We start from the raw sequence: 24,091 nt of genomic DNA, 5'->3' as shown, positions 1-24,091 counted from the left end.
AAGGTGAGGTTCCCTAGATTGGGACCTCACCTTTTACCTTAAAAATGGTATCGTGACATATCGTGATATTGGTGCATATTCTTGAAAATCCGAAAATGATAGAGGAAATCATCTGTTAACAATGTCTGCTCTTCATCAAACCCGTATACCTGCAGGAAAAGCTCTAAAATGTGCAATTCCTCCTCACTCCAGTTTTGATAAATCCACAGTTTGCTTCCGATCCTCTCATATAAGGGAGCATGACCTGCAAACGTAAAGACCTGCTCAAAATACACTTCATCATTTTGCACATCTCTCACTCCTTCTCTTATCCTATCTAACCATTCTGCATTATTCTTATACTTCACTAAAACAGGCAGCAGGCAAATCACACAATTTGAGCACCATCACCCATGCTTGTCTATATGATATAAGAAAAGTGGCAATCTGATCACTTTTGTTAGGCTAAACGAAATATGATGAACAGCCACATCAAGTGTTACGTTTAGCTGACATTTCACGTACAAGTGACGATTAAGAGGGAAGGTGTCATCGAATTGAAATTACCTGATTTATTTGATTTAAAAGGAAAAACAGCCATTGTCACTGGCGGCGGAAGAGGTCTTGGGAGGCAAATGGCTCATGCACTTGCAGAAGCTGGCGCTAATATCGTCATTTGCTCTCGAAAGCTGGAGCAATGTGAAAAGACCTGTGAAGAAATACAAGAGCTTTATAACGTAAAAGCCATAGCCTTAGCCTGTGATATCAGAAATGCAGAAGAAATACATCAGGTCGTGAAAGAAACGATTCAGCAGTTTGATACATTAGACATTCTGATCAACAACAGCGGTGCTTCTTGGATTGGCGATGCTCTCACATTACAAGAGGATCAATGGCAAAAGGTCATGGATGTCAATGTGAATGGAACATTTTTATTCTCACAAGCAGCAGCGACGATTATGAAGCAGCAGGGGTCAGGAAAAATCATTAACATTACTTCCGTTACAGGCATGTACGGAGCACCGGCAGTATTCTTAGATGCGATTGCCTATAGTACGAGCAAAGGAGCTGTCATTTCTTTAACAAAGGACTTAGCTGTTAAGCTTGCACCCTTTAATATACAAGTAAATGCCCTTTCTCCTGGCCTTTTCCCGACAAAAATCACCGCTGCAATGGAGCATGCTAAACCTGGTATCTTAAGAAAAATTCCGGCTGCTCGTTTTGGAGATGATAAGGACCTTAAGGGGGCTGCTCTCTTTTTATCCTCCCAAGCATCTGATTACATGACAGGGCAAGTCATGGTCATGGATGGCGGCCTAACAGCATCTCTGTAAAAAAATGTGTGCTAAAACAATTAACAATAGAAAGGAATAAAACGAAATGGATATTACTCAACAGTTTTTTAACATATTAACAAGATCAGGTTTTCAAGTTGAACAAATGGTCAATCGCTCTATTCAGAACCACTTAAATAAACCTGCATTTGTGAATTTTGCCTCACAGCGTGCAAATGGGATGGCAAAAGGAATGAGCAGCCTCCAAAATACGGTGGAAATGCTTTCTGTTCCATTTAACTTTCCTACTAAAAATGATTTGGCAAATGCAACAAACCTGGTTGTTCAGTCTGAGGAAAAAATTGATAATCTTGAAGAGCAAATGATCTCCTTAACGAATGCCATCCAGGATTTGCAGGCAGAGATCGTAACAGCTACTCCAACACAAAGGGATAACCGTTAACATGGCTTCTGAAATGGATAACCTCCTTACTAACAGATTGACTAATGTCTTTAACACAATCAATAGTCCAGCTCCTGAAGTTGGTCTAACTCCAAGACAAGCTGTTTGGAGAAAAAATAAATCCGTTCTCTGGTACTATCCAGCACAGAAAAAAAAATATGATACGCCGTTATATTTTATATACTCACTGCTCAACCAGCCTTTTATTTTGGATTTAGGTCCAGGATATAGCTTGATTCAATTTTTAAACGAACAGGGCTATGACATTTATTTACTGGATTTCGGGATTCCAACTTACGCGGATAAAGATCATACCATGGATGATTATATTCTTCGCTATATTAAAAAAGGTGTGCAGCGTGCCTTAATTCATAGTGGTGCTTCACAGATTACCATCATTGGCTTTTGCATGGGCGGCACATTTGCTTCTATCTATGCTGCAATAGCTGACGAACCGATCCAGAATCTGATCCTTGCTGTTGCTCCTATTGATTTTTCCTATTTTCCTATTTTTGATGAGTGGCAAAATAGTCTGCGAGAAGGAGAACTGGATTTAGATTCTATTTTAGATACGGTGGGAGTTATCCCCTCTCCATTAATGAAAGCTGGGGTTAGGGTCTTTGCCTCACCAGTCTATGCAACTCCTTATTTATCATTATTAAGAAAAAGTCATGATGAAGAGTATGCACTAAAATGGAAAAGGTTTAATTTTTGGGCTGATTCACATATTCCTTTTTCAGGTGCAGCATTAAAACAGATGATTCAGACTCTAGGAATTGAAAATGGATTAATGAATGGAACATTATCAATCGATGGGAACCTTGTCAATTTATCCAATATAAATGCAAATCTGCTTGCTGTTGGATCAAATGTTGATCGCATGGTGCCCAAGGAGCAAGTTCAGCCGGTTATGGATCTCGTCTCCAGCAAAGACAAAACTTTTTTTGCCCTGAAAGGCGGACATGCCACACTTGCAACAAATAGAGAAGTGCAGGAATTTTTAAGCAGCTGGTTATCGGTTCGCTCAAATCCGATCAGATAGGCTAATTCGGCTTTCCAAAAAATATCTCTGAGAGGAGGTAGTGTAAGTGACAGCTGTTTTAACCTACGAAACTGCGTTTGATTTTCATCATACTCACATGTGTTATTTAGGCTTCGCTGCCTTTGTTTTTAAAGAATATATTTATTCCTTATATCAATAAAACGACATTTCCCTCTAAAAATTGTTAAAATATCACCTTCTTTGTCTAATAAGAACTTCTTTTGTCACCCATACAGGAAAAAAAAGAGAGAAGTTGAATTTTTATATACATTAAAGGAGGGAAAGTTCATGAATACAACAAAAGTCGCCAGGTTGCTTAATGTATCAAAAAGTACAGTTCAGCGCTGGGTGAAACAGCTTGATCTGCAGATGAAACGCAATGAATTAGGGCATTATTCGTTCTCCGAAGATGATGTTGCATTATTGACGCAAGTCCATGAACAGCTGCAGGCAGGAAAGAATCTCCAGGAAATTAGCGTAACGAGCAAACAACGAAGAAATGGCATTGTGAAGAAAGAAGAAAACGATCCCCGCACGATTCAGCTTCTTAAGAGAATAGACGAATTGGAGCTCCGAATTAATCGTAAAGCAGATGATGTTGTGTCCTATCAGCTTTTACAGCATCGTCAAGAAATGGAAGAATTGCAAAAACAAATTACGTCACTCAACGAACGAATGTCTGCCCTTGAAGCCACAGCCAGCACTCTGCAGAATATCCCGCCAACTCCCCAGGATACACTCCTGCTTTTAGATCAGGAGAAACCACAGAAAAAATTAAAAAGAAAAAGCTTTTTCACCATGCTTTTTGGTTAGAAAAAGCTAAATAGCGTTACAGCTTCTGCTGTAACGCTTTTATTTAAAGTGGATAACATAAGACAATCTGTCACGCCCTAATTGAATAGGTTACGCCGATCATCACTATGCGATAAGAAGCTCCACATTAAATCGCTCTAACAATTTTACAAATTCATGATCTGGCATCTGATCTGTAATCAGCAAATCAATCTCATCCAGACCGGCTATACAGAAAAAGTCGGTAACCCCAAGCTTTGTATGGTCGGCTAAAACGATGGTCTGACTCGCCTGCTGAATCATTTTCCTTTTCACCATACCATCTTCTTCATGCGCCAAAGTAATTCCAGCTTCAGAAACACCAACAACGCCGATAAAAGCACGATCAACACGATAATGGCTGAGCTTTTCAATCACAGAAGAACCATACAAGAAACGATGCTCCTTATGAAGCATGCCTCCAAGCAGAATAATATCCACTTGCTTAAGATGAGATAAGATTTCAGCCTCATTGATGGAATTTGTAATGATCGTACAGGAAATATCATTCAACTGTTCGGCACAGGACTGAACCGTTGTCGATGCATCCAATATCACTTTATCTCCTTCACCAATAAGCGAAGCTGCCCTTTTGCCGATAGTCTTCTTTTCTTTTGATACCGTAACCAGCCTTTTCTCATAATTTTTTATTTCATGATGAGATGACGGCAAAATCGCACCGCCTCGGGTTCGAATAATCACACGGTCCTCTTCAAGTCTAACAAGGTCCCTTCGTGCGGTATCACGTGAGACATCAAAAAGATGGCAAATTTGATCAATAGAAATCGAGTTGTTTTCCTTTAAATAATGCATGATCCGAATAATTCGTTCTTCTTGGTACATTTGATCAGCTACTTTTTAAGTAATTGTAAGTATTTCACGTTAATTTTAAGTTATTTCTTAAGTGAATTCAAGTAATTTAATGAAATTCCGTCAATCCCATGTAAAGCGCTGCTCCTTAAATGGGTCACCATAATTATGATAGCCGTTTCTTTCCCAAAAGCCCGGTGTATCCACTGCTGAAAATTCAATGCCTCTTAGCCACTTTGCACTTTTCCAAAAATACAGATGCGGAAAAACAGCACGCAATGGAAAACCATGCTCAGGAGTCAGCTTTTCATGGTTATAGGAATGAGCAAGCAAACTGCTTTCTTTCATAAAATCCTCAATCGGGATATTCGTGCTCCAATCCTCCTCCGCATGTAATATGACATAACGAGCACTCTCTTTTACTTTTACACGCTGTGCAATAGACCTGCAGGATATACCTGTCCATACCGTATCAAGCTTCGACCAGCCCGTGACACAATGAATGTCATTTTGATACTCTTTCTGCTCCAGCTTTAATACTTCATCATATCCTAATGTTATAGGCGAGTGTACTTCTCCGAAGATCTGCAGTGACCATTGATTCATATCAGAGTAATAAGGAACATTGCCATGGTGAAGAACCGGAAAAGTCGTTGTGACATTCTGATTCGGCGGAACTCTGGAGGAAGTATGTTCTTTTATTTTTCCGAAGTACATATGAACCTCTCCTTTGTTGTTTTTATAAGTTTTATATATTCGTTAAATTTTCCAGTCATTAGACAGCAAACTGCTTCAATTAATGAAAATCACATTAAAAGCACCTGAAAATAATCGTTTTCTTTTATCATAACCTTCTATTACCCTAATAAGTATTGTATAAGTAAATTTTTGCTTTTCAGCAGAAAAAAATAGCCATATTGAAAACCGTTTCAATAGGCTATCTTTATGCCCCTACATAAAGTAACTGCTTACACCAAAATTTTTCTTTGTTTTTAGACTTAATTGAGCATAATCAATTTTACGGTTGTTCATTTTATGGTGAGTATCAATAGCAAACCCCACAGTTAGTAATACACCTGATGTACATAAAAGCACTAACCACAATGACATGCTTGCACCTCCTTAGGTTTATTTTACCGAATTATTTTCATAAAATTCAATTAACAGCAGTTTCATGCATTGTGCTTTATATAAAAAAAGTGTCCAAGCAAATGGACACTCTCTCATTTATAGAATCATTGCTGCAATCCAGCCAAAAGCGATAAGCGGGATATTGTAGTGAAGAAATGTTGGAACACATGTATCCCAAATGTGGTTATGCTGTCCGTCTGCATTTAAGCCGGATGTCGGTCCAAGTGTACTATCAGACGCTGGTGAACCTGCATCCCCAAGGGCAGCTGCTGTTCCAACTAGTGCGAGCGTCGCCATTGGACTAAAGCCAAGTTCTAATGCAAGCGGAACAAAAATCGTTGTTATAATCGGAATGGTTGAGAACGAAGAACCAATTCCCATCGTCACCAGCAAGCCAACAACAAGCATTAGCAACGCAGCCATTGCCTTATTCCCAGCTACTGCATCTGCCGCAAGCTGAACGAGTGACTCAACGTCACCAGTCGCCTTCATTACTTCTGCAAAACCAAACGCTGCCAGCATGACAAATCCAATAAAGGCCATCATTTTCATGCCATCAGTTAAAAGCTGATCAGCTTCCTTCCACTTAACAGCACCACTAATATAAAGTACAATTAATCCTGATACTGCGCCTATAATCATCGAATCTGTCATAATTTGAATAATAAGCGCAGCAGCAATGGCTGCAAGTCCGAAAAGGATATCTTTTTTCCGATAAGAGATTTTTTCTTGATCGACAACACTAATATCTGAATAGCTTCTATTTTTTCTATAGGATATAAACGCAATAGCCAAACCAACCGCCATCCCGCCTACAGGAATCAGCATGGCTATCGGAATATCATTCATATTTATAGCAAGTCCGCTATTATTCATATTCTCTGCAAGGATCTCATGAAAGATTTGTCCAAAACCTGCAGGAATCAGCATATACGGAGCAGTTAACCCAAAAGTCAGCACAGCTGCAATCAGTCTGCGATCTATTTGCAGTTCATTCATAATCTTTAAAAGCGGCGGAATCAAAATTGGTATAAAGGCAATATGAATGGGAATAACATTTTGTGACATACAAGCCATTAATAAAATAGCAAAAATCATAAAAGCCTTCGACAGTGTTTTTCCTCGGCCTTCTCCATTCACAGCTACCTTACCCAGCACCCAGTCTACTAATACATTCGGAAGACCTGTGCTTGAGATTGCAACCGCAAATCCGCCAAGCAGTGCATAGCTTAAAGCAACCTCTGCACTTCCTCCAAGACCTCCTGAAAAGACTTCAATCGTTTCAGTTAGGTTAAGACCACCTGTTAAGCCTCCGATTACAGCACCTGTGATCAACGCGAGAACAACATTTACTCTGAATAAGCTAAGTAATAGCATAATTAATACAGCAATGATGACTGAATTCATAATAGTAACCCCTTTTGCTTTATTACGATAAATTGGTAGAGAACTAAAATACGATTATAAAATTATCATAGTATTGCAGTGCATGTCAATCATTTTATTTTAGTTCGCTAGTGTGATAAAGAGTATGGAGTCCTTTTTGTTGCGATAATAAAAAAACAGAAGATGCTGGGATAAAACGAAATGTCTAAAATACGAAGGTATTAAACCAGCCCGCTCCACCTGCGCTGCGGGCCCTGTTTTTTCGTGGGATCATAAAGCTGATCCTCCTCGGAGCAAGTCCTGCGGGGTCTCAGCTTTTCCTCTATTGCCCACAGAGTCGGGGGTCCTCCGCTCCATTTCACTCAAGTTTTAAAAGAAAAATCTTTAAAACAACAATAAAAACCGAAGGATGAGAAAGTTTCGCTTTCTAACCATTCGGTTATATATAGTGTTACATTTTTATATCCCAGCCTTTTCTACTTTTACAATACTGCTTTCTTCCCTCTTAATTCTTTCGGAATGTATACACAATATGGTTCGCTTTCAAGGTAATCGCCTGTAACAGCATATGTTCTAGAGCGAGAGCCTCCGCATACAAACCGATATTCACAAACACCGCATTTTCCTTTATAAAGATCTGGATTGCGCAGTTCCTTTAGGACTGGGGCATTTCGATATATGTCCTTTAAAGGCTTTTCACGCACATTTCCAACTACGATTGGGAGAAGTCCGCTTGGTAATACATCACCTGTATGAGATACAAATATAAAGCCATTGCCATCATTTACGCCTTTTGGAGCACGGCTCAATCCGTCGATGCCTGATGCAGCATCTCTCACAATTGTGTCCTGGTACTCAATTTTATCCCCAGCTACCAGCTTGTCCCTCACCTTCTGCTGTAAAACAACACGGCGGTAATGCTGAGCTGCAGTTGTTTTAATATCAAAAGGAGCTGTTTTGCCTAATTCATAAAGCCATTTAAACACCTTTTCGTGTTCAAGCGGCGTCAGGCATGCATCCTGCTGCCCTCTTCCTGTAGGAACAAGCAAAAAGATATACCACATCACTGCTTTTAATTCTTTAACCAGTTCTGCCATTTGCTCAAGGTGGTCATAGTTGTAGCGAGAAATAACAGTATTGATTTGCAGCGGCATGTTTAGTTCATTTAGATAGTGGATTTTTTCAACCGTTAAATCAAAGGAGCCAGATGTTCCCCTGAAGTGATCATGAATTTCTGGAGTTGGTCCATCCAAACTAAGTCCCCAGCGGGAAAGCCCGACACTTTTGGCGCGTTCCATTTTCTCTTTTGTGACATTTGCTGTTGCACTAGGCGTCATAGACACACGCATACCTTTTTGCACTGCATATTCAGCAAGTTCAAACAAATCCTCTCTCATCATGCAATCTCCGCCGGTAAAGACAAGCATTGGTTTATTCATTTCATATATCTGATCAATTAATTCAAAACCTTCTTTTGTTGTCAGTTCATTCGGATCACGCCTTAATTGCGCGTCAGCTCTGCAGTGAACACATTTCAGTTCACATGCTCTAGTTACTTCCCAAATAACGATAAAAGGGTTTTCATTAAAGTCCATTGACGACCTGTTCATATGTCCGGGATGCCCTCCCATTTTGCCATGCATGTTATCACCATTTTCCCATTTATTATTGTTCAAAGTCAGTATATCGAGGATTGATTTGACAAGCTGTGGTATTTGTTACATTTAGCTATTATAAATTCGAAAATTTGTTCACATTCAAACAATCTAAAAAAGATGATTACCGAATAATTCGTGACTAGATATTTAAAATTGAAACAAAATAATAAAGAGGTGGGCAAAATGAAAAATCAGAGATCATCTAAATTATTTTTAGTCTGCATCAGTTTCATCGGGCTCGTGCTATTGCCATTCGCTATTTTTAAACGATCAACAAAGGATTGGGTCATTATTTACCTTGTTGCAGTGATCGGCAATTCCTTTATAGATAAATATTTAGTGCTAAAAGGTTTTTTAAAATATCCGCACCGGTTATTTCCGAAGTACGTCATTCATCTGCCTTTTGACTTTATTCTTTATCCACTGCTGCTGCTTTACTATAATCAATGGACGGTTGACAGTAAGCCCCTTGGCCTTATTTTAAAATTGTTTCCTTTTATTATCCCTCAAGTCATAATCGAAACCTTTGCCGAAAGGAAAACAAAATTGATTACATGGAAAAGGGGATGGGATTGGCATCACTCCCTCATTAGCTTGGCTTTAAAACTGTTAGTATGCCGAAGCATTATTGCTTTCATTAGAAGAATAGACTAACTGCCAATCAGGATTGATGGATTCTGCTGGAGAAAGCTTAGTCTCCTGTCCCAGACTGCGGGAGCTCAGCCTTCTCCGATGGATAATAGCCTTCTTCCATTCCCTCTCTATAAAAAACCTAACGGACATGCAGATAAGGCTGCTTTTCATAGTTCCCCTGCTAAATATTTGAATTTTATGATAATATTACTTAAAAGTCTTTCCAACACAAAGGAGCTGAATTTGTGCAGTTAGGATTAAAGAGAGATGAAATCAGATTGGTGGATTACAATCCAGAATGGACAAAAGAGTTTAATAGAGTGAGAGATCATCTACTGCAAAACATACAAGTGAACGAGAATTGGATCCAGCATATTGGCAGCACAGCTATAAAAGAAATGCCCGCAAAACCCATTTTGGATATTTTAGTTGGAGTAAATGATTTGAATAATGTAAATAGCAGCTTATTCACAAGTTTAAAGAATTGCGGATTTTTACGGCTAAAGGTGGAACGGCCAGGAGAAATAGTATTGGCTAAATTCACAGACCAAACTTATGAAGTAAGAACACATTACATACATCTAACTGAATATAGAAACGAACTTTGGAATAATTTGATTTTCTTTAGAGACTATCTAAATTCAAACGAAACAGCTAGACAAAGATATTTAGAGATTAAAAAAGAGTACTTAAAGAAATCATCAACTGGAATTAATGAATATACCGAATATAAAGAGGAGTTTGTAAGGGATATTTATAACAAGAGGACCAGCCAAAATTAGAGCAGTCTTCGTTATTTCCACACATGGGAAGCAAAGAAGTTTTCGGCTGCTATACAGAAAGGAGAATTCTGAATGGCCTATAATCCAGCCACTCAAACAATCAAAACCAGCAGGTTAATATTAAGATTATTTACTAATGATGATGCATTACGGGTTGCCGAGCTATGCAATAATGACAATATTTTTAAAAATACTTTATACCTTCCATTTCCATACAAAATGGAAGATGCTTTATCGTGGATCAGACATCATTTACACCATTTCAATGAAAATAAAAAATATGAATTCGCCATAACAGATAAAGTTTCGGGTGAGTTATACGGAGCAATTGCGTTATCTAACAATCATCATTTTAATCATGGAGAACTTGCCTACTGGGTTGGAGAAGATTACTGGGGAAAAGGCTATGGTACAGAAGCAGCTAAAGCCGTCATTGACTTTGCTTTCCAAGAGAAACAGTATCAAAAAGTATTTGCTCGCTGTTTTTTATCAAATCCAGCATCAGGAAGAGTGTTAGAAAAAGTAGGGATGAAAAAAGAGGGAATCTTAAGACAGCATGTAAAGAAAGAGAATGAATATATCGATCTTGTTTGTTATGGTATTCTCTCACATGATGCTACTCCTTCTCCTTCGTCATAAAATGAGAGAGGCTCCCAAGGGAAGCCTCTCATAATTGGATTATTTAAGTGTTTCAAACCTTTCAACAAACAATGCAAGTGTGCGAGCCATAACACCTGTTGCTCCGGAAGGTCCTAGGTCGTAGGCTTGATTCGTTGTTGCTGTACCCGCAATATCCAAATGAACCCAAGGGGTATTTTCCGCAAATTCCCCAACAAATGCTCCGCCCATAATAGCGTGTCCTTCACGGCCTGGTGAATTATTGAGATCAGCAATTTTACTGCTTCTTACCCGCTTTTTGTCCTTTTCAAATAACGGCAGCTGCCATACTGGCTCATCAGCTTCATGTGAAGCTTCTAAAATTTGTTCAAACAAGGCTTCATTATTCGTTAAGGCCCCTGTAGTGTTCGTACCGAGCGCAACAATCACTCCGCCTGTTAAGGTTGCTACATCTACTAAGTAGTTAGCTCCATGATGCTTTGCATAGGTCACAGCATCTGCTAATGCCAGTCTGCCTTCTGCATCCGTATTTAAAACTTCAATGGTTTTACCGCTCATGGATGTAATGACATCATCCGGTTTAAGAGCAGCTCCGCTAATCATGTTATCAGTTGAAGGAATAACAGCTACAACATTTTGTTCGGGCTTTAGTTCACCGATGATTTCCATGGCACCTAAAACGGCCGCTGCTCCCCCCATATCACTTTTCATTCCGACTATACCATCTTTCGGTTTAATCGAATATCCGCCTGTGTCAAAAGTGATCCCTTTTCCAACCAAGCCAATGACATCTTCCCACTCATCCTTGCCTTGATATTTCAACACAATCATTTTTGGAGGCTCTACAGAACCTTGGTTAACAGCCAATAAAGCACCCATGCCAAGCTTGATCATGTCTTCCTTTTCTAAAATTTCTGCTTCAAAATCGTACCTGCCAGCTAGTTCTTTTGCATATTCAGCCATATCTGTTGCCGTCAGCATATTTCCTGGGAGGTTCACAAGCGTTCTTGCAGAGTTCGTTCCCATTCCATAAGCATAGCCAACCGTTAGGGAAGCTTTTATTTCTTCTGCATCAGTCTCAGAACCGTATACAAATAGATGCTCGATTTTTTTCTCAGGCTCATTTGATTTCTCTTTATAACCTTCAAACTGATATGTTGCTAAAGCAAATGACTCTGTTACAGCGTGTGCAGCATCAATAGAGTCAAGAGAATCTGCTGTAAGTGAATCGAGATAAACGGCAGCTTCAGTCATCTTCGCAGCTTGCAATTGTTTGAATGCTGCTCCTAATGCTTCTCTTACTAAATCAAAACTGTAGTCCTTTTCTTTTCCAAGACCTACAAAAATGAAACGTTTGCTTCCAACCTTCTGAAATGTATGTATTTTTGAAATGGCTTTAGGCTTAGCCGAAATGTCTCCATTTTTAACAAGCTCTGTTAGAGCGCCATCAAACGCTTCATCAATACGAGCTAATTTGCCTTCAAATTTCTGTGGCTGATCGAAAAGCCCAATGATTAAACATTCGTGTTCTGCTTCTAAATTTAATTCTGATTGTACTGTAAACATATGTACACCCCCAATATTGATACTATTATTATACATAATTATCTGATTTATTTCGACTTCCTAACCATCCAGTTACTAAAAAACTTTCTCTAATCTTCATTGGTACATTGAAATCATTTTACTCATACGCTTTAAAGTTCTTTCCCTGCAGTAAAAAATTCAAACCACTCAGCAGGCTCCTACAATTTAATTTCTTCACATTTTTAATAAAACACCGAAAAAAGAGTTGATTTATTTGCATGAAGAGAAATAATATTGAAGAATAGTAATAAAAGAACAGTGCAAATATTTTAAAGGTGGTTTTTATGGAACTATTTATGAACTTCCCGTTTTGGTCAGCACTTGCTGCCATCTTCTTTGCCCAATTTGTAAAGGTGCCAATCACATTTATTGCTACAAAAAAATTAGATTGGTCATTGCTGACGAGTACGGGGGGAATGCCAAGTTCACACTCTGCAGCAGTTACAGCATTATCAACTGGGGTGGCACTTGAAGCTGGACTGGATTCTGCTCTGTTTGCTGTATCCGCCGTGTTTGCGATTATCACAATGTTTGATGCTACAGGCGTGCGCCGACAAGCAGGTGAACAGGCAATCGTACTTAATAAGCTTGTTGCAGATTTTCAAAGGTTTTTAGACGAAGCAAAGGATTGGCCTAAAAAGGCTGAACAAGAAAAAAGACAGGAGTTAAAAGAACTTCTCGGCCACAAACCTATTGAAGTCCTATTTGGGGGATTAACCGGAATTCTGCTTACTCTCGTCCTATACTATTTTTTGATCCTGTAAAAAGCAGTTTCAAAAGCACAAAAAGACAGGGAATCCCTGTCTTTTTACTTGTTCTATCCTATTATTCTTCAGCAGATTTAATATACGCCTGACGGAATACCTGCATGGATTCATTCTCATTTAGTGCCGTAAGTTCTTCTTCAGTTAAGGAGCCATCGCCCATTTTGACCACATAGACGTCTAGCGTTTTCTTACCCCAGTGTTCATATACTTCATCAACCGTTTCATAATATAGATCAAGTTTATTTCCTTTGATGGCTCCGCCTTTATCGGCAACTACACCATATCCGTAGTCTGGAATGAATAATATCGTACCAATCGGAAATACATTTAGATCAGCAGCAACTGTTGAGTATAGATCACGCTTCACTTTAACACCTGAATATGTAATACCAAAACCTGGGTGATCAGGGTGTTTTCCTGTTGATTCATAGTAAGCAGTATAACCTGTTGCAATGACATTTTTTCGCTGATATTGTGACCAGTCAATCGACTCTTCCAAAGTTGGCGGTGCTCCCACAACTGGTTCACTTGATGAAATTTGCGATTCCCCTACTGTTGCCAATTGCAATTTTTTAAAAGCTACTCCAACCGATTTAAATGTATGAGTTACCTTGTCCATTAGGGAATATTCATTATTTTCAGCTGCCACTTCAGCAACCTCTCGTGCCTCTACTCCTGAAATCGTTTCAAACGTCGTTAATGTTGCAGCCATAACTAAAATGCTCATTACAATACGTCTTGTCCAATTTTTTAATGTATTCATACTAAATTTCACTCCTCCCAACCATATTCATTTCCCATCTGAGCAGAAAATATTCATAAGTTAAGAGAGTAAACGAAAAAATTTCTTATTTTCAAATTATTGAACAATAGTAAAAGTCTATCTTTTCAGCTTTTTTATGCATATTTAATAATGGTTTTAAAGTTCAAAATTATAATGAACCACCCTTTTTATCGGGATATTTCGCTTACTTACCAGGGAATTTGTTAAGCAAGCTTTATTATATTGCATTCATGGAAAAATAAACGGCACATGTAACAGAAATTTTTGCGCCTATTGGTTTTCATTACATGAATTCCCCATTTATATTCCGACACACTGAAAATGCGCTAAAAGATTATGCTACACCACACTTATGAAAAGCCGTAATAAAAAGCAGTCCAATTCTCTTTAGAGTTGGACTGCTTTTTATTTGCTTGTTAAGTTGACCTCAAAACAACAACAACAGTGTTTTGACCCAGAGTATTAAAACATACGATATCCCTTTTTGCGCAGCAATTTAATCGTGATGCCAGCTACGATGGCACCAGCCATCCCACTGCTTAAAATCAATATATCAGCCATGGCCAAACTTGATAATTCTGTACCAAGATCTGAGAAAGCAAACCCCGTGTTGGTAAAATATTCTATAAAACGCACTTGATCAATAATTAAAATAGCTACAACTGGATAAATTATGGCCATAATCCAAGACATTCTTAAAAGCATATTCAAAATAAAACCGATTCCAAAAAATAATACGAAAAATAAAAGCATTGAAATTGGCAATACAAATATCGTCATCTGCATTAGTATTTGTCCCCCTTAGCACATCAATATTTAGTGTACTGAAAAGAGTAGAATATCGTCAACTATAATTGGGAAGAAAGGGAGATTTCACTAGCTTAAATTTAAAGAATCTAGAATACGACTGGTTATACCAAAATTGTCTCCACAATAAGGGGTATTGTTCACTTGAACATCTGCAAAACAAAAAGCCCTCAATCTGAGAGCTCTACTGAAACACCATTTTATAGTCAAATTTATCTTTATAGTTAGTCTTTTTTCTTTCCTGATCCACCGCAGCAGGAGCATGTTTCTGATCCGCCAAGTATGAGTTGAAAATAACCCTTTCCTGAACAATATGGACAATTTTTTGTATCGTAGCTGTTCGATTTCATTGCGCTGTCATCTCCTCTTACCACTGAATTTTCTGATAATATATCAAGGATCTGACTTTTTGAAAAGGGGTAAAATCGACTGAAAACCTTTACTGTAAACGCATACAAAGGTTGTTTGCTATGAAAACCTTTCGTTATCTCAATATATCAGAAAATTATAAAAATAGTTTATATGCCGTATAAGAAAACTGCTTACCAGGATTTATGTTTTCAATTGCCTGCTGCATGATTTCTTCTGAACGATTTAATAAGTGCTTAAGCATAATCGAGGATTGCGTTTGATTAACAATATGTTCAGGCTTTATAAACATAGCCTCTTCAATTTCTTTTTCCTGTATTTTAATGTTGCTTTCTGCTAGTGGCTCTAATAAAAATATGAGCATATTATCACTGATTTCCTCTTTAATTACTCCTGTTCTTAAGCCAATCATTCCTTTTACCTTGCACGAAATTCCTGTCTCCTCAAAAACCTCTCTGACTGCTGCTGCATCTGCCGTTTCACCTTCATGAACAAAACCAGCAGGAATGGACCACATTCCTTTCAGTCCTCCATATTTTTTCTTTACTACAAGCCATTCACCTTTCTCTGAAATGACTAACCCAGCTGCGGCAAGCCACACGTTCCCCCTCTTGCTCATCTATTTTCCTCCCTAATTAAGATTTTTTGCTCTGCTTTAGTAAATATTTTAACATAGGAAAAAATGGTATCCACCTTAGAAATAGACAGATCCTTAATTCGTTTTGTAACTAGTTTGGTTTCTTAAATGGATTTGAGGAGACATGAGTTCAGGTCTGTTTGATTGAGTAATAAGGTACAAATAAAAACATACGACTACTTAATCCAAATACTATATTTTTAGTGTTATGCAAGCAGAAACGCGATTCCGAAATCCAGATACTAGGGATCAGAGGTGTAATTAGAGCAGAATCGCGACTCCAAAATCCAGATACTACTTATCGAGGGTATGATTAGAGCCGTACTACGCTCAAAAACATCGCATAAACTCATTTGTAAAACACCATTAAAAAAGAGCAGACTATATAGTCTGCTCTCTCCCATCTATCTATTATAAAACGTTGAATTTACCTTTTTTCAATACAAGACCTGCGCCGCCGATCATGTATAATGAGCGGTTATCTACCACTTTTTTCATGAAGGAAGCTTTTTTCCCAACTAACTTTTTGCCGAAGACAACACCAATAGCATCATTTTCACCTAATGAGCAAACTGTTCCTTTAATATCTGGCTTAAAGTTTTCTAGAGGTTTGTTATGAATAAGTGCTGCAATATTTTTTGCACATGTTTCACCTTGCTGCATCGCAATTTGTGCAGTAGGAGGATACGGGCGATTAATTTCTTCATTAATCATTAGTGAACAGTCACCGATAACAAAAATATTCTCATGCTCTGGTACACGCAGATCAAGATTAACTTTTACACGGCCGCGCATTGCTTCAATCCCTGATTTCTCGATAATAGCATTTCCGCGTATTCCTGCTGCCCAAACAACTGTGCCAGCTTTAATCTCTTCAGGCTCTTCTTCGCCTTTAGCAACGATAATTCCTTCAGGAGTTGCTTCTTTAATAGCTGTTCCGATGCGGAATTCTACACCCTTCTTCTCAAGGTGTGCTACAGCATACTCTACTAAATCTGGATCAAAACCTGGAAGGACCATTGGAGCAGCTTCCACACAGATTACTTTAACTTTATGAATGTCAATATCATACTCATGGCATAACTCAGGAATACGGTTACCTAATTCACCTAAGAATTCAATCCCTGTAAAGCCAGCTCCACCAACAACAATTGTAAGTCGCTCGTCTTTTTTCACTTCTTCTGTATGATATGTTGCAAATTGCAGTTCAATATGCTCGCGGATTTGGCGTGCAGCATTCACATTTACAATGGAGAATGCATATTCTTTTAAACCTTTAATGCCGAATGTTTCAGATTCTCCACCTAGAGCAACCACTAAGTAGTCATACTCAACTTCACCATTTTCAAGTACTACTTTCTTTTCCTCTTTTTTAATCTCTACGGCAGTTCCTTGAATAAATTCAACCTTATTTCGGTCAATTACTCCAGAAATATCATATCTTACACGATCATGATGAAGCGTACCTGCAGATGCTTCATGCAACCAGGTTGTTTCATAATGGTAATCATTTTTATTTATTAATACGATGTCAGCTTCATTTGTCCCTACAGCCTTTTGAAGGCGAGTAGCAGTCATTAATCCGCCGTAACCTGCACCTAGTATTACTATTTTGGGCTTTCTCAAGTCTATCACTTCCACCTTTTAATTTTTTGCGTAACGTTATGTTCCGCAATTTTATACTATTTTATTTTATAAATACCGAAAAAAGATTGTGATTCAATTCACGAACGTGGACAAAAAAATGTTCTAGAATTGTCACAGAAAATTAACATTAGTACTCCCATTTCATATTATGCTACTTTTACTTGTTTTTCAAGATAAAATCATACTTTATTAATTTTTAGATTAATCAGAAAAGAATTATTACAAGTTTAAGAAATGGTGAGCAAAAGACGTATTTATGGTAATATTAATGAAAGTGAAAAATACATATTTGGAGGGATTAACTTTGAGTGAAGATCTAAAAGTTTATGATATAACCATTATCGGGGGAGGACCAACTGGACTTTTCACTGCCTTTTATGGTGGTATGAGACAGGCATCCGTTAAAATTATTGAAAGCTTGCCACAGCTTGGCGGTCAATTAAGTGCATTATACCCTGAAAAATATATCTATGATGTTGCTGGCTTTCCGAAAGTACGTGCACAAGAATTAGTAGATAATTTAAAAGAGCAAATGGCAAAGTTTGAACCGACAGTCTGCTTAGAACAAGCTGTTGAACAGCTAGAAAAACAAGCTGATGGTACATTTAAATTAACAACAGATAAAGAGGTACATTATACGAAAGCAATTATTATTACTGCCGGCAATGGTGCGTTCCAGCCCCGTAGACTTGAATTAGAAAGTGCTAAGCAATATGAAGGGAAAAATCTTCATTACTTTATTGATGATCTTAATTCATTTGCGGGCAAAAAGGTCGTTGTATTCGGCGGCGGAGATTCGGCTGTTGACTGGGCTTTAATGCTTGAACCGATTGCTGAAAAAGTAACGATTGTTCATCGTCGTGACAAGTTCCGCGCGCATGAGCACAGTGTTGAAAATCTTCATAATTCAAAGGTTGAAGTAAAAACACCTTATGTGCCGTCTGAACTCGTTGGAAATGATGAAGGTGTTCATCAAGTCGTTCTTGAAAATGTAACAAGCAAAGAAAAAGAAGTTTTTGATGTGGATGCTGTTATTGTAAACTATGGTTTTGTATCTTCATTAGGTCCAATCAAAGAGTGGGGACTAAATATTGAAAAGAATTCGATCGTCGTAAATTCTAAAATGGAGACAAACATCGAAGGCATTTATGCTGCAGGTGACATTTCAACATATGATGGAAAAGTGAAACTGATTGCAAGCGGTTTTGGTGAAGCACCGACAGCAGTAAATAACGCGAAATCATATATTGATCCAAAAGCAAGAGTACAGCCATTACACAGTACTTCATTATTCGATAAATAATTACCGTTTAAAAAAACTCCGAAAGGCTATTGCCTTCCGGAGTTTTTTCGATTAGATCCAAGATCTTCTGCGCTTATGACAGCAGCAATCTCTATCGTCATCGTTGTTGTTGTCATCCTCTGCACCAGCTACAAGATCATTGAGCAGACAGCGGCGAACAGCACGGCAAAAATCTTCGCCATCAATATGAGCATTCACCTTCACTTTAAAATTGTCGTCAAAAATCCCTGCAACGTTATCATTATTACGGCGATATCCCATAATAACAACTCCCTTCCTCTTATTTTGTTTTACAATGTATCTTATGTAAGAGGAGGACAAGCTGCAAAGGCTAGCATCCAGCAATTCTAAAAATGTGCTTGTACATATTAATTTTCTAGAGAAAATTGAAATAGGGGGAGGGTCATATAAAAAGAAGTTCCATGACCTTCCTGGCTTTCTGCCCATATTGTGCCTTTATGCACGGTTATAATCTCCTTGCAGATGCTTAATCCAAGACCATGGCCTTTCTTTTTGTGGTCGCCGTAGCTATTGGTATAATCACGGTCAAAAATAAAAGGCAGAATATCAGCCGGTATCCCGACACCGCTATCACTAATCGTAATTAATAATTCCTTATGGTCTTGTAATTTAAATGACAAGACAATTTCACCAGACTGCGTATACTTTTTGGCATTTCCAATCAAATTTGCGAAGACCTGCCGTATTCTTTCTGGATCGACGCCGATCATATAGTCTTCAATGTCTTTATTCGCTATCCTATTTTCGATACGAAAAGACATACGTTCTCCAAGCTGCTCATTTTCATATCTATTTTGCACATAAGCAATAAATTGAGAAAGCGGAATATAATCGATATCAAATTGTAAACGTCCTGACTCAGCCTGTGACAATTCAAATAAATCTTGTATGAGCTCCTGCAATTCATTTGCTCTTTCATATGCCTTGGCAATTAGATACTCTTTTTCTTGCTCATCCTTGGCTAGGCCGCTCATGATTGCCTCTAAATAGCCACCAACCACGTTTACAGGGGTACGAAGATCATGAGAAATATTTGCTAGAAAATGTTTTCGTTTTCTTTCAACTTCTTCAAGTTCCATGTTAATCTTTTCTAACGATTGATTGGCATACTGCAATTGTTCCGTTTTCTTAGCAACAGCTTTTTCCATCGTTTCATAAACATACACATTTTCAATCGAGATGGATAGCTGGGTTGTCAGTATGGAAAGCAGCTTCGTTTTTTCTTCTGTAAAAACATGTGTTGCTTGCCTATTCTCTAAATAAAGAACTCCTATAACTTCACCTTTGCGAATAAATGGATTGCAAAAAAGTGACTTCGTTTTACTTTTCATAATATAGGGATCCTTAATAAACAGCCCATCTGCTGCTGCATGATGAAGAACGACAGGATCATTGCTTGCTTTCACATAAGCAACAACCTTTTCAGCCAGCAGATTCTTCCCTGTGATGGGCTCATCACGGTATAGTTCATCTTCAGGCTCATTTAAGCTTTTGCATTCTCCTACAAAGAAAGCATCTTTTCTTTTGTATAAAATAAACCCACGGTCTGCCCCTGCATATTCCATTGCTACACCAAGAAGCCTTGAGGCAAGCTTTGACATGGTGATTTCTGTGGAAATACTTTGAGCAGCACCCTGCAGTGCATCATGAACATCATAATATTGCTGAGGCTGTAACTGGATGGGAGCACCTTCCCTTTTGTAGTCTATATTTAATTGCTTTCTTTTAAAGCCAAGTCCCCATTGCTCAAAAAGACTGCAAGCAGCTTCGAAATAAGGCTGCGCCAACTTTTTATGTCCTATACCGCTAAGATAATTCCCAGCAGATTCATTGGCAATCGCAGCGTCTTGAATAAAACCATTCTCTTCTGCAAGCCGAATGCTCTCGTCATATAACGCCAGTAATTTCGCATTTACAATAATCTCTGACTCTTTCAGTTTCTCTGCCTGTATTAATAAAAGCTTATGTTTATAATTCTGCGGTGAGATCTTTGCCCATTTTTGTAATTTCTTTAAGCTCTTTTTCCATTCCCCCTTGTAAGCTCTTCCTATTTCAGCATCCTTAATGCACCATAAGGCGAGATAATAATAATATTCAGGAACGATCACAAGCGTAAGTCTATTGTTGACCAGAGAACATAATTCTTGTAAAATGGCAGCTGCATAGTCCCGTTTTTGAAATAGATAGGCCATCTGCAGCCGAATCGTATAATGCATAATTTTAGCTGAATCATCATCTAAAACAGGCTGCATCTCCCAGTGAAACTGCGGATGCTCACTCTGCAGTAAGCTCGTCCAATGCTTTAGTTCATTTAAAAATCCAATTGAAATCGGATATTGAATAGTATTAATAAATTGAATTTGCTGGTTGACCGTGTTCAAAACGCTGTCAAGCTGAGCTCCCTGTAAAAGCATGGATACAACAATAAAGGAACTATTTGCACCTGCCAAGTGCATATTCCCGGCATCAAGGCAATAGCGCTGCGACCTCTCAAGATGTAATGTATTATTACTTATTTGTGAATGCCATTGATTAACAAAACTTCCATATACAAAATGAACACGACCTTTAATTCCTGCATCACCAAAGTACTCTGATAGTTCCAGAGCCAGCTTGCCATACATCACACTCCCTTGAAAGTCTTTAAACCCCGAACTTAAAATGAGTGCATAATTATTAACAACAAGGGCACTAATATTGGCAATACCATGCTTTAATGTGTAACGGACAGCTCTCAGCATTAAGATGGCAGCTAAATTCTGATCCGTATGGTATGCAGCCGAATTCATTGTAATCATCGTATTTAACACTAGTTTTTCATCATTATTCAGCTTTGGCAGTGTTAGAATTTGTTCCCTTTTCCTCTTACTGAATGCTAGCCGAACAAGAAGAAATTCCTTGGCTACATCCCCTTTTGTCAGTTTCTCCGGAAATGTTATTCCGTACAGCTTGAGCCCCTCTAATCCTGCTTGAATTGACTCTTCGACACGGTGCATATGGGTATATAAAAGCATCTTAGAATTATAAATTTCAAGCTGTTCTGTCTTTGCTTTCGTATAACTCAGCAGTTCGTCAAAGGTTCGCTCCGCCGCTGAAAATTGGCTTGTGACATACTGACATTCTCCAAGTCCTTTCATAAGCCTGTAATGTAAGTCATCCTCTTGTCCATCAATAAATGTCTCTTCAGATAACAAACGTGCATGCTCAAAATAGGCTAGAGCTTCTGAATATGCAGCTGCATTCTTTGCCTTTTCTGCCGCTGTAATATTCCACTCTCTTAATTTCTGCTTTTCTTGCAATGTTAGTCTATTTTGAGTCCTATTTAAATGGTTAACTATTGTGAAAATATCATTTTTTATTGAAGATTCATGCATACATAGCAATCGCCCAATTGTAAGATGCGCAGCTTCTTGTTCCTCTTCTGTCATCATTTCATAAAATGCCTGCTGTATTCGATCATGCAAAAAAGTATAATACAGCGGTTCTTCTTCTACTAGCGCTTCAGCTTCTTCGCGATAAATCCATTTATAAGAAACATGTGCTGGCAAAATAAAACCCGCTTCAAGAGTATCCCACAATAGTTCGGCTGTTCGTTCCAGCGTTGCACCAGAAATAATGGATAATGTTTTCAAATCAAAACGATTTCCAATGCATGAAGCCAGCTGTAATATACTTTGTATATTTGAAGGCAGCAGCTCCATTCGTCCGATTAAAAATGACAGGACATCTTCATCAGCAATACTTTCTTTATACTTCTCTTGGATGCTCCATTTCCGCTGCTCAGGAAGCAGCGTAATAAACCCATCATCCTCAAACGATTTCAACAGCTGCCGAATATAAAAAGGATTTCCTTGTGTGATCCGATAGATGTGAACGGACAGCTCAGCTATGTGTGCTCCCTGATCACAAAATGATTGTTCCAGCCATAGTGACACCTGTTTTTTTGAAAGATTTCTGATTGGGATGCTGGAGATGGGCACATTTTTTATTTCTAATAAATTCAAGGTTTTCTTGAAAGGATGCTGTTGTCCAATCTCATTCTCACGATAAGCAGCAATGATCATAAAATACTGGCAATTTGCTTGTGTTAGCATGTATTCAATCCATTCAAGCGAAGCAATGTCGGCCCATTGCAGATCATCGAGAAATAAGACAAGTGGATGGTCTTTTGTGGCAATGATATTTATAAATTGCTGAAAACTATATAACTGCAGCCGCTGTGTATCAAGCAGTGAACGGTTATTGGCATGCTTGGACTCGCCAATCAGCCATGCAAGCTCAGGCAAAAGAGCTGTCAGAATAGATGATTGAACAGACAACCCCTCCTGAATTTCTCGCTTCCATACCTCTACTTGTCCCTCATTTTCAGTCAGAAACTGCCGGATAAGAGATTGAAAAGCAGCAAGAATTGGCGCTAACGGGACCGTTCTATTCATTTGCTCAAACTTTCCAGAAATAAAATAACCTTTTTCTTTTATTAAAGGTTTATGGATCTCATTTACTAGAGCCGTCTTTCCAATTCCAGCTTCACCTGGAATGAGCACGACATTTCGCCCGCCATTTGCAACGATTGAAAAAGCATTATGTATTTCGGTGATTTCTTTTTCCCGTCCATATAACCTTCCCGCTATCTCGAATACGAGGTCATTGTCGTACTGGCCAATTGCACTCATTGGAATTTCACCAAAAGCATGATATTGATTTATAGCATAGTCCAAATCCTCACGCAGCCCCCATGCACTTTTATAGCGGTTGTCCGGTGTCTTTTCTAATAGCTTTAAAATCATTTCACTAATCATTTCCGGTAGATCAGCATGTTGTAAGGATGGGTTAATTGGTGTTTTAGCAAGATGTGCGTGAACAAGTTTGGTGTGATCTTCCATATTAAAAGGGAATTTCCCGGTAAATAGTTCATACAGCACCACTCCTAATGAATACAAGTCCGAGCGATGATCAATTGGTTTATTCATTTTCCCCGTCTGTTCAGGTGACATGTATAAGGGATGATTCTCAAATACAATCCGCTGACTCGACAAGGCATAGCTTTCTTGCTTCAAGTTTGTAGCATAGGTTAATCCTGTTATTTTAACGGCCAATGAGGGTTCTGAAAGAAGAATCTGCATGGAATTTATATTCTTGTGAATAACACCATGCCGATGAAGGACAGAGAGGGCATTTGCTAAACTATGAGCTATTTTAAGCTTGTCAAGCATTGGCTTTTTTGTTTGTTTTAATACTTCCGCTAAAGGAATTCCATTAAAATACTCATATACAAAATAATAGACCGAATGATGTTTCAGTATTTCAATTGGCTGCAGTATCACTTCCTGAATTTTTTCACTTAAATGGAATTCATGGATAGCAGCTGAAACTTCCATTTTGTCTGGATACTCTTTCTTTAAAGTCTTGATTAAAACCTGCTTTCCAAATTTTGATTGTCCTTTAAAAAAGACGCTGTCCTGCATTTCAATTTCTATCTCAAGCAACTCATAATCTCCAATAGTATTTAATTTGTCCAATTACGTACACCTCATGTTTAGAAGAACTTTAATATCACTTTAA

The 24,091-nt window shown here is 38.3% G+C and carries 23 protein-coding genes; 9 read left to right on the top strand and 14 right to left on the bottom strand.

Annotation, left to right across the window (positions count from 1 at the left end):
* Window positions 1-38 precede the first annotated feature (38 nt).
* Window positions 39-347, bottom strand: a complete 309-nt coding sequence (locus tag B7E07_RS04425) for a hypothetical protein (protein WP_218970398.1) — start codon at window positions 345-347, stop codon at window positions 39-41.
* Between the two features lie 189 nt (window positions 348-536).
* Between B7E07_RS04425 and B7E07_RS04420 the strand changes: the two genes are divergently transcribed.
* The 4 genes from B7E07_RS04420 to B7E07_RS04405 all read left to right on the top strand — a co-directional run bounded on the left by B7E07_RS04420 (window position 537) and on the right by B7E07_RS04405 (window position 3,571).
* Window positions 537-1,313 carry a glucose 1-dehydrogenase gene (locus B7E07_RS04420; protein WP_080844256.1) on the top strand — a complete coding sequence of 259 codons (777 nt, stop codon included), beginning with the start codon at window positions 537-539 and terminating at the stop codon, window positions 1,311-1,313.
* Between the two features lie 46 nt (window positions 1,314-1,359).
* Entirely contained in the window at window positions 1,360-1,716 is a 357-nt protein-coding gene (locus B7E07_RS04415; RefSeq protein ID WP_080844255.1) for a hypothetical protein, read from the top strand.
* Between the two features lies 1 nt (window position 1,717).
* A complete protein-coding gene (locus B7E07_RS04410) occupies window positions 1,718-2,758 on the top strand; it encodes an alpha/beta fold hydrolase (RefSeq protein WP_257391395.1) in 1,041 nt (346 codons plus the stop codon).
* Window positions 2,759-2,959: 201 nt separating this feature from the next.
* Complete coding sequence (locus B7E07_RS04405) at window positions 2,960-3,571, top strand: MerR family transcriptional regulator (protein ID WP_257391394.1); 612 nt, start codon at window positions 2,960-2,962, stop codon at window positions 3,569-3,571.
* Between the two features lie 105 nt (window positions 3,572-3,676).
* Here the strand turns inward: B7E07_RS04405 and B7E07_RS04400 are convergent, their stop codons facing one another.
* From B7E07_RS04400 to B7E07_RS04385, 5 genes are all read right to left on the bottom strand, one after another.
* Entirely contained in the window at window positions 3,677-4,432 is a 756-nt protein-coding gene (locus tag B7E07_RS04400; RefSeq protein WP_080844254.1) for a DeoR/GlpR family DNA-binding transcription regulator, read from the bottom strand.
* Between the two features lie 90 nt (window positions 4,433-4,522).
* Window positions 4,523-5,116 (bottom strand): sulfite oxidase-like oxidoreductase, encoded by a 594-nt coding sequence (locus tag B7E07_RS04395; RefSeq protein WP_080844253.1) that lies wholly within the window; start codon window positions 5,114-5,116, stop codon window positions 4,523-4,525.
* 234 nt (window positions 5,117-5,350) lie between these two features.
* Window positions 5,351-5,509 (bottom strand): hypothetical protein, encoded by a 159-nt coding sequence (locus B7E07_RS23500; RefSeq protein ID WP_176215112.1) that lies wholly within the window; start codon window positions 5,507-5,509, stop codon window positions 5,351-5,353.
* 117 nt (window positions 5,510-5,626) lie between these two features.
* Entirely contained in the window at window positions 5,627-6,937 is a 1,311-nt protein-coding gene (locus tag B7E07_RS04390) for a Na+/H+ antiporter family protein (protein ID WP_080844252.1), read from the bottom strand.
* Between the two features lie 461 nt (window positions 6,938-7,398).
* Window positions 7,399-8,526 (bottom strand): TIGR04053 family radical SAM/SPASM domain-containing protein, encoded by a 1,128-nt coding sequence (locus tag B7E07_RS04385; RefSeq protein ID WP_373886041.1) that lies wholly within the window; start codon window positions 8,524-8,526, stop codon window positions 7,399-7,401.
* Window positions 8,527-8,757: 231 nt separating this feature from the next.
* Between B7E07_RS04385 and B7E07_RS04380 the strand changes: the two genes are divergently transcribed.
* The 3 genes from B7E07_RS04380 to B7E07_RS04370 all read left to right on the top strand — a co-directional run bounded on the left by B7E07_RS04380 (window position 8,758) and on the right by B7E07_RS04370 (window position 10,628).
* Window positions 8,758-9,228 carry a CBO0543 family protein gene (locus B7E07_RS04380; RefSeq protein ID WP_080844250.1) on the top strand — a complete coding sequence of 157 codons (471 nt, stop codon included), beginning with the start codon at window positions 8,758-8,760 and terminating at the stop codon, window positions 9,226-9,228.
* Between the two features lie 224 nt (window positions 9,229-9,452).
* The gene (locus tag B7E07_RS04375; RefSeq protein WP_080844249.1) at window positions 9,453-9,989 is read left to right on the top strand and encodes a GrpB family protein; all 537 of its coding nucleotides are present in this window, start codon (window positions 9,453-9,455) and stop codon (window positions 9,987-9,989) included.
* Between the two features lie 72 nt (window positions 9,990-10,061).
* Window positions 10,062-10,628 (top strand): GNAT family N-acetyltransferase, encoded by a 567-nt coding sequence (locus B7E07_RS04370; RefSeq protein WP_080844248.1) that lies wholly within the window; start codon window positions 10,062-10,064, stop codon window positions 10,626-10,628.
* Between the two features lie 39 nt (window positions 10,629-10,667).
* Here B7E07_RS04370 and B7E07_RS04365 read toward each other — a convergent pair whose 3' ends face one another.
* Complete coding sequence (locus B7E07_RS04365) at window positions 10,668-12,173, bottom strand: leucyl aminopeptidase (RefSeq protein ID WP_080844247.1); 1,506 nt, start codon at window positions 12,171-12,173, stop codon at window positions 10,668-10,670.
* 305 nt (window positions 12,174-12,478) lie between these two features.
* Here B7E07_RS04365 and B7E07_RS04360 point away from each other — a divergent pair, with 305 nt between their 5' ends.
* Entirely contained in the window at window positions 12,479-12,958 is a 480-nt protein-coding gene (locus B7E07_RS04360; RefSeq protein WP_080844246.1) for a divergent PAP2 family protein, read from the top strand.
* A gap of 61 nt (window positions 12,959-13,019) precedes the next feature.
* On the opposite strand, the gene B7E07_RS04355 is transcribed toward B7E07_RS04360, so the two are convergent.
* From B7E07_RS04355 to B7E07_RS04340, 5 genes are all read right to left on the bottom strand, one after another.
* The gene (locus B7E07_RS04355; protein ID WP_080844245.1) at window positions 13,020-13,724 is read right to left on the bottom strand and encodes a 3D domain-containing protein; all 705 of its coding nucleotides are present in this window, start codon (window positions 13,722-13,724) and stop codon (window positions 13,020-13,022) included.
* Between the two features lie 483 nt (window positions 13,725-14,207).
* A complete protein-coding gene (locus tag B7E07_RS04350; RefSeq protein WP_080844244.1) occupies window positions 14,208-14,531 on the bottom strand; it encodes a YuiB family protein in 324 nt (107 codons plus the stop codon).
* Between the two features lie 245 nt (window positions 14,532-14,776).
* Window positions 14,777-14,902, bottom strand: coding sequence for a YuiA family protein (locus B7E07_RS23495; RefSeq protein ID WP_176215111.1), 126 nt, complete (start codon window positions 14,900-14,902; stop codon window positions 14,777-14,779).
* 155 nt (window positions 14,903-15,057) lie between these two features.
* Entirely contained in the window at window positions 15,058-15,540 is a 483-nt protein-coding gene (locus B7E07_RS04345) for an NUDIX domain-containing protein (protein WP_080844243.1), read from the bottom strand.
* 429 nt (window positions 15,541-15,969) lie between these two features.
* On the bottom strand, window positions 15,970-17,184 hold the full coding sequence (locus B7E07_RS04340; protein ID WP_080844242.1) for an NAD(P)/FAD-dependent oxidoreductase: 1,215 nt from the start codon (window positions 17,182-17,184) through the stop codon (window positions 15,970-15,972).
* 325 nt (window positions 17,185-17,509) lie between these two features.
* On the opposite strand from B7E07_RS04340, the gene B7E07_RS04335 reads away from it, so the two are divergent.
* Window positions 17,510-18,508: an NAD(P)/FAD-dependent oxidoreductase gene (locus B7E07_RS04335; RefSeq protein WP_080844241.1), complete on the top strand. Its 999-nt coding sequence runs from the start codon at window positions 17,510-17,512 to the stop codon at window positions 18,506-18,508.
* 51 nt (window positions 18,509-18,559) lie between these two features.
* Here B7E07_RS04335 and B7E07_RS04330 read toward each other — a convergent pair whose 3' ends face one another.
* Together B7E07_RS04330 and B7E07_RS04325 are read right to left on the bottom strand one after the other, a co-directional pair.
* On the bottom strand, window positions 18,560-18,769 hold the full coding sequence (locus B7E07_RS04330) for a hypothetical protein (RefSeq protein WP_080844240.1): 210 nt from the start codon (window positions 18,767-18,769) through the stop codon (window positions 18,560-18,562).
* A gap of 107 nt (window positions 18,770-18,876) precedes the next feature.
* Window positions 18,877-24,048 (bottom strand): AAA family ATPase, encoded by a 5,172-nt coding sequence (locus B7E07_RS04325; RefSeq protein ID WP_080844239.1) that lies wholly within the window; start codon window positions 24,046-24,048, stop codon window positions 18,877-18,879.
* Window positions 24,049-24,091: the final 43 nt, after the last annotated feature.

Source organism: Cytobacillus gottheilii (genome assembly GCF_900166665.1).
In the GTDB taxonomy this organism is placed as follows: domain Bacteria; phylum Bacillota; class Bacilli; order Bacillales; family Cytobacillaceae; genus Cytobacillus; species Cytobacillus gottheilii_A.
Note: the sequence above shows the minus strand (reverse complement) of the source record. Positions and strands in the feature narration are given on the sequence as shown.

What these genes read in the sequence shown, in the direction of transcription:
- B7E07_RS04415 (WP_080844255.1), top strand. Translation starts at nt 1,360, where the DNA reads ATGGATATTACTCAACAGTTTTTTAACATATTAACAAGATCAGGTTTT.
- B7E07_RS04410 (WP_257391395.1), top strand. Translation starts at nt 1,718, where the DNA reads ATGGCTTCTGAAATGGATAACCTCCTTACTAACAGATTGACTAATGTC.
- B7E07_RS04400 (WP_080844254.1), bottom strand. Translation starts at nt 4,432, where the DNA reads ATGTACCAAGAAGAACGAATTATTCGGATCATGCATTATTTAAAGGAA.
- B7E07_RS04395 (WP_080844253.1), bottom strand. Translation starts at nt 5,116, where the DNA reads ATGTACTTCGGAAAAATAAAAGAACATACTTCCTCCAGAGTTCCGCCG.
- B7E07_RS23500 (WP_176215112.1), bottom strand. Translation starts at nt 5,509, where the DNA reads ATGTCATTGTGGTTAGTGCTTTTATGTACATCAGGTGTATTACTAACT.
- B7E07_RS04390 (WP_080844252.1), bottom strand. Translation starts at nt 6,937, where the DNA reads ATGAATTCAGTCATCATTGCTGTATTAATTATGCTATTACTTAGCTTA.
- B7E07_RS04385 (WP_373886041.1), bottom strand. Translation starts at nt 8,526, where the DNA reads ATGAACAGGTCGTCAATGGACTTTAATGAAAACCCTTTTATCGTTATT.
- B7E07_RS04380 (WP_080844250.1), top strand. Translation starts at nt 8,758, where the DNA reads ATGAAAAATCAGAGATCATCTAAATTATTTTTAGTCTGCATCAGTTTC.
- B7E07_RS04370 (WP_080844248.1), top strand. Translation starts at nt 10,062, where the DNA reads ATGGCCTATAATCCAGCCACTCAAACAATCAAAACCAGCAGGTTAATA.
- B7E07_RS04365 (WP_080844247.1), bottom strand. Translation starts at nt 12,173, where the DNA reads ATGTTTACAGTACAATCAGAATTAAATTTAGAAGCAGAACACGAATGT.
- B7E07_RS04360 (WP_080844246.1), top strand. Translation starts at nt 12,479, where the DNA reads ATGGAACTATTTATGAACTTCCCGTTTTGGTCAGCACTTGCTGCCATC.
- B7E07_RS04355 (WP_080844245.1), bottom strand. Translation starts at nt 13,724, where the DNA reads ATGAATACATTAAAAAATTGGACAAGACGTATTGTAATGAGCATTTTA.
- B7E07_RS04350 (WP_080844244.1), bottom strand. Translation starts at nt 14,531, where the DNA reads ATGCAGATGACGATATTTGTATTGCCAATTTCAATGCTTTTATTTTTC.
- B7E07_RS23495 (WP_176215111.1), bottom strand. Translation starts at nt 14,902, where the DNA reads ATGAAATCGAACAGCTACGATACAAAAAATTGTCCATATTGTTCAGGA.
- B7E07_RS04345 (WP_080844243.1), bottom strand. Translation starts at nt 15,540, where the DNA reads ATGAGCAAGAGGGGGAACGTGTGGCTTGCCGCAGCTGGGTTAGTCATT.
- B7E07_RS04330 (WP_080844240.1), bottom strand. Translation starts at nt 18,769, where the DNA reads ATGGGATATCGCCGTAATAATGATAACGTTGCAGGGATTTTTGACGAC.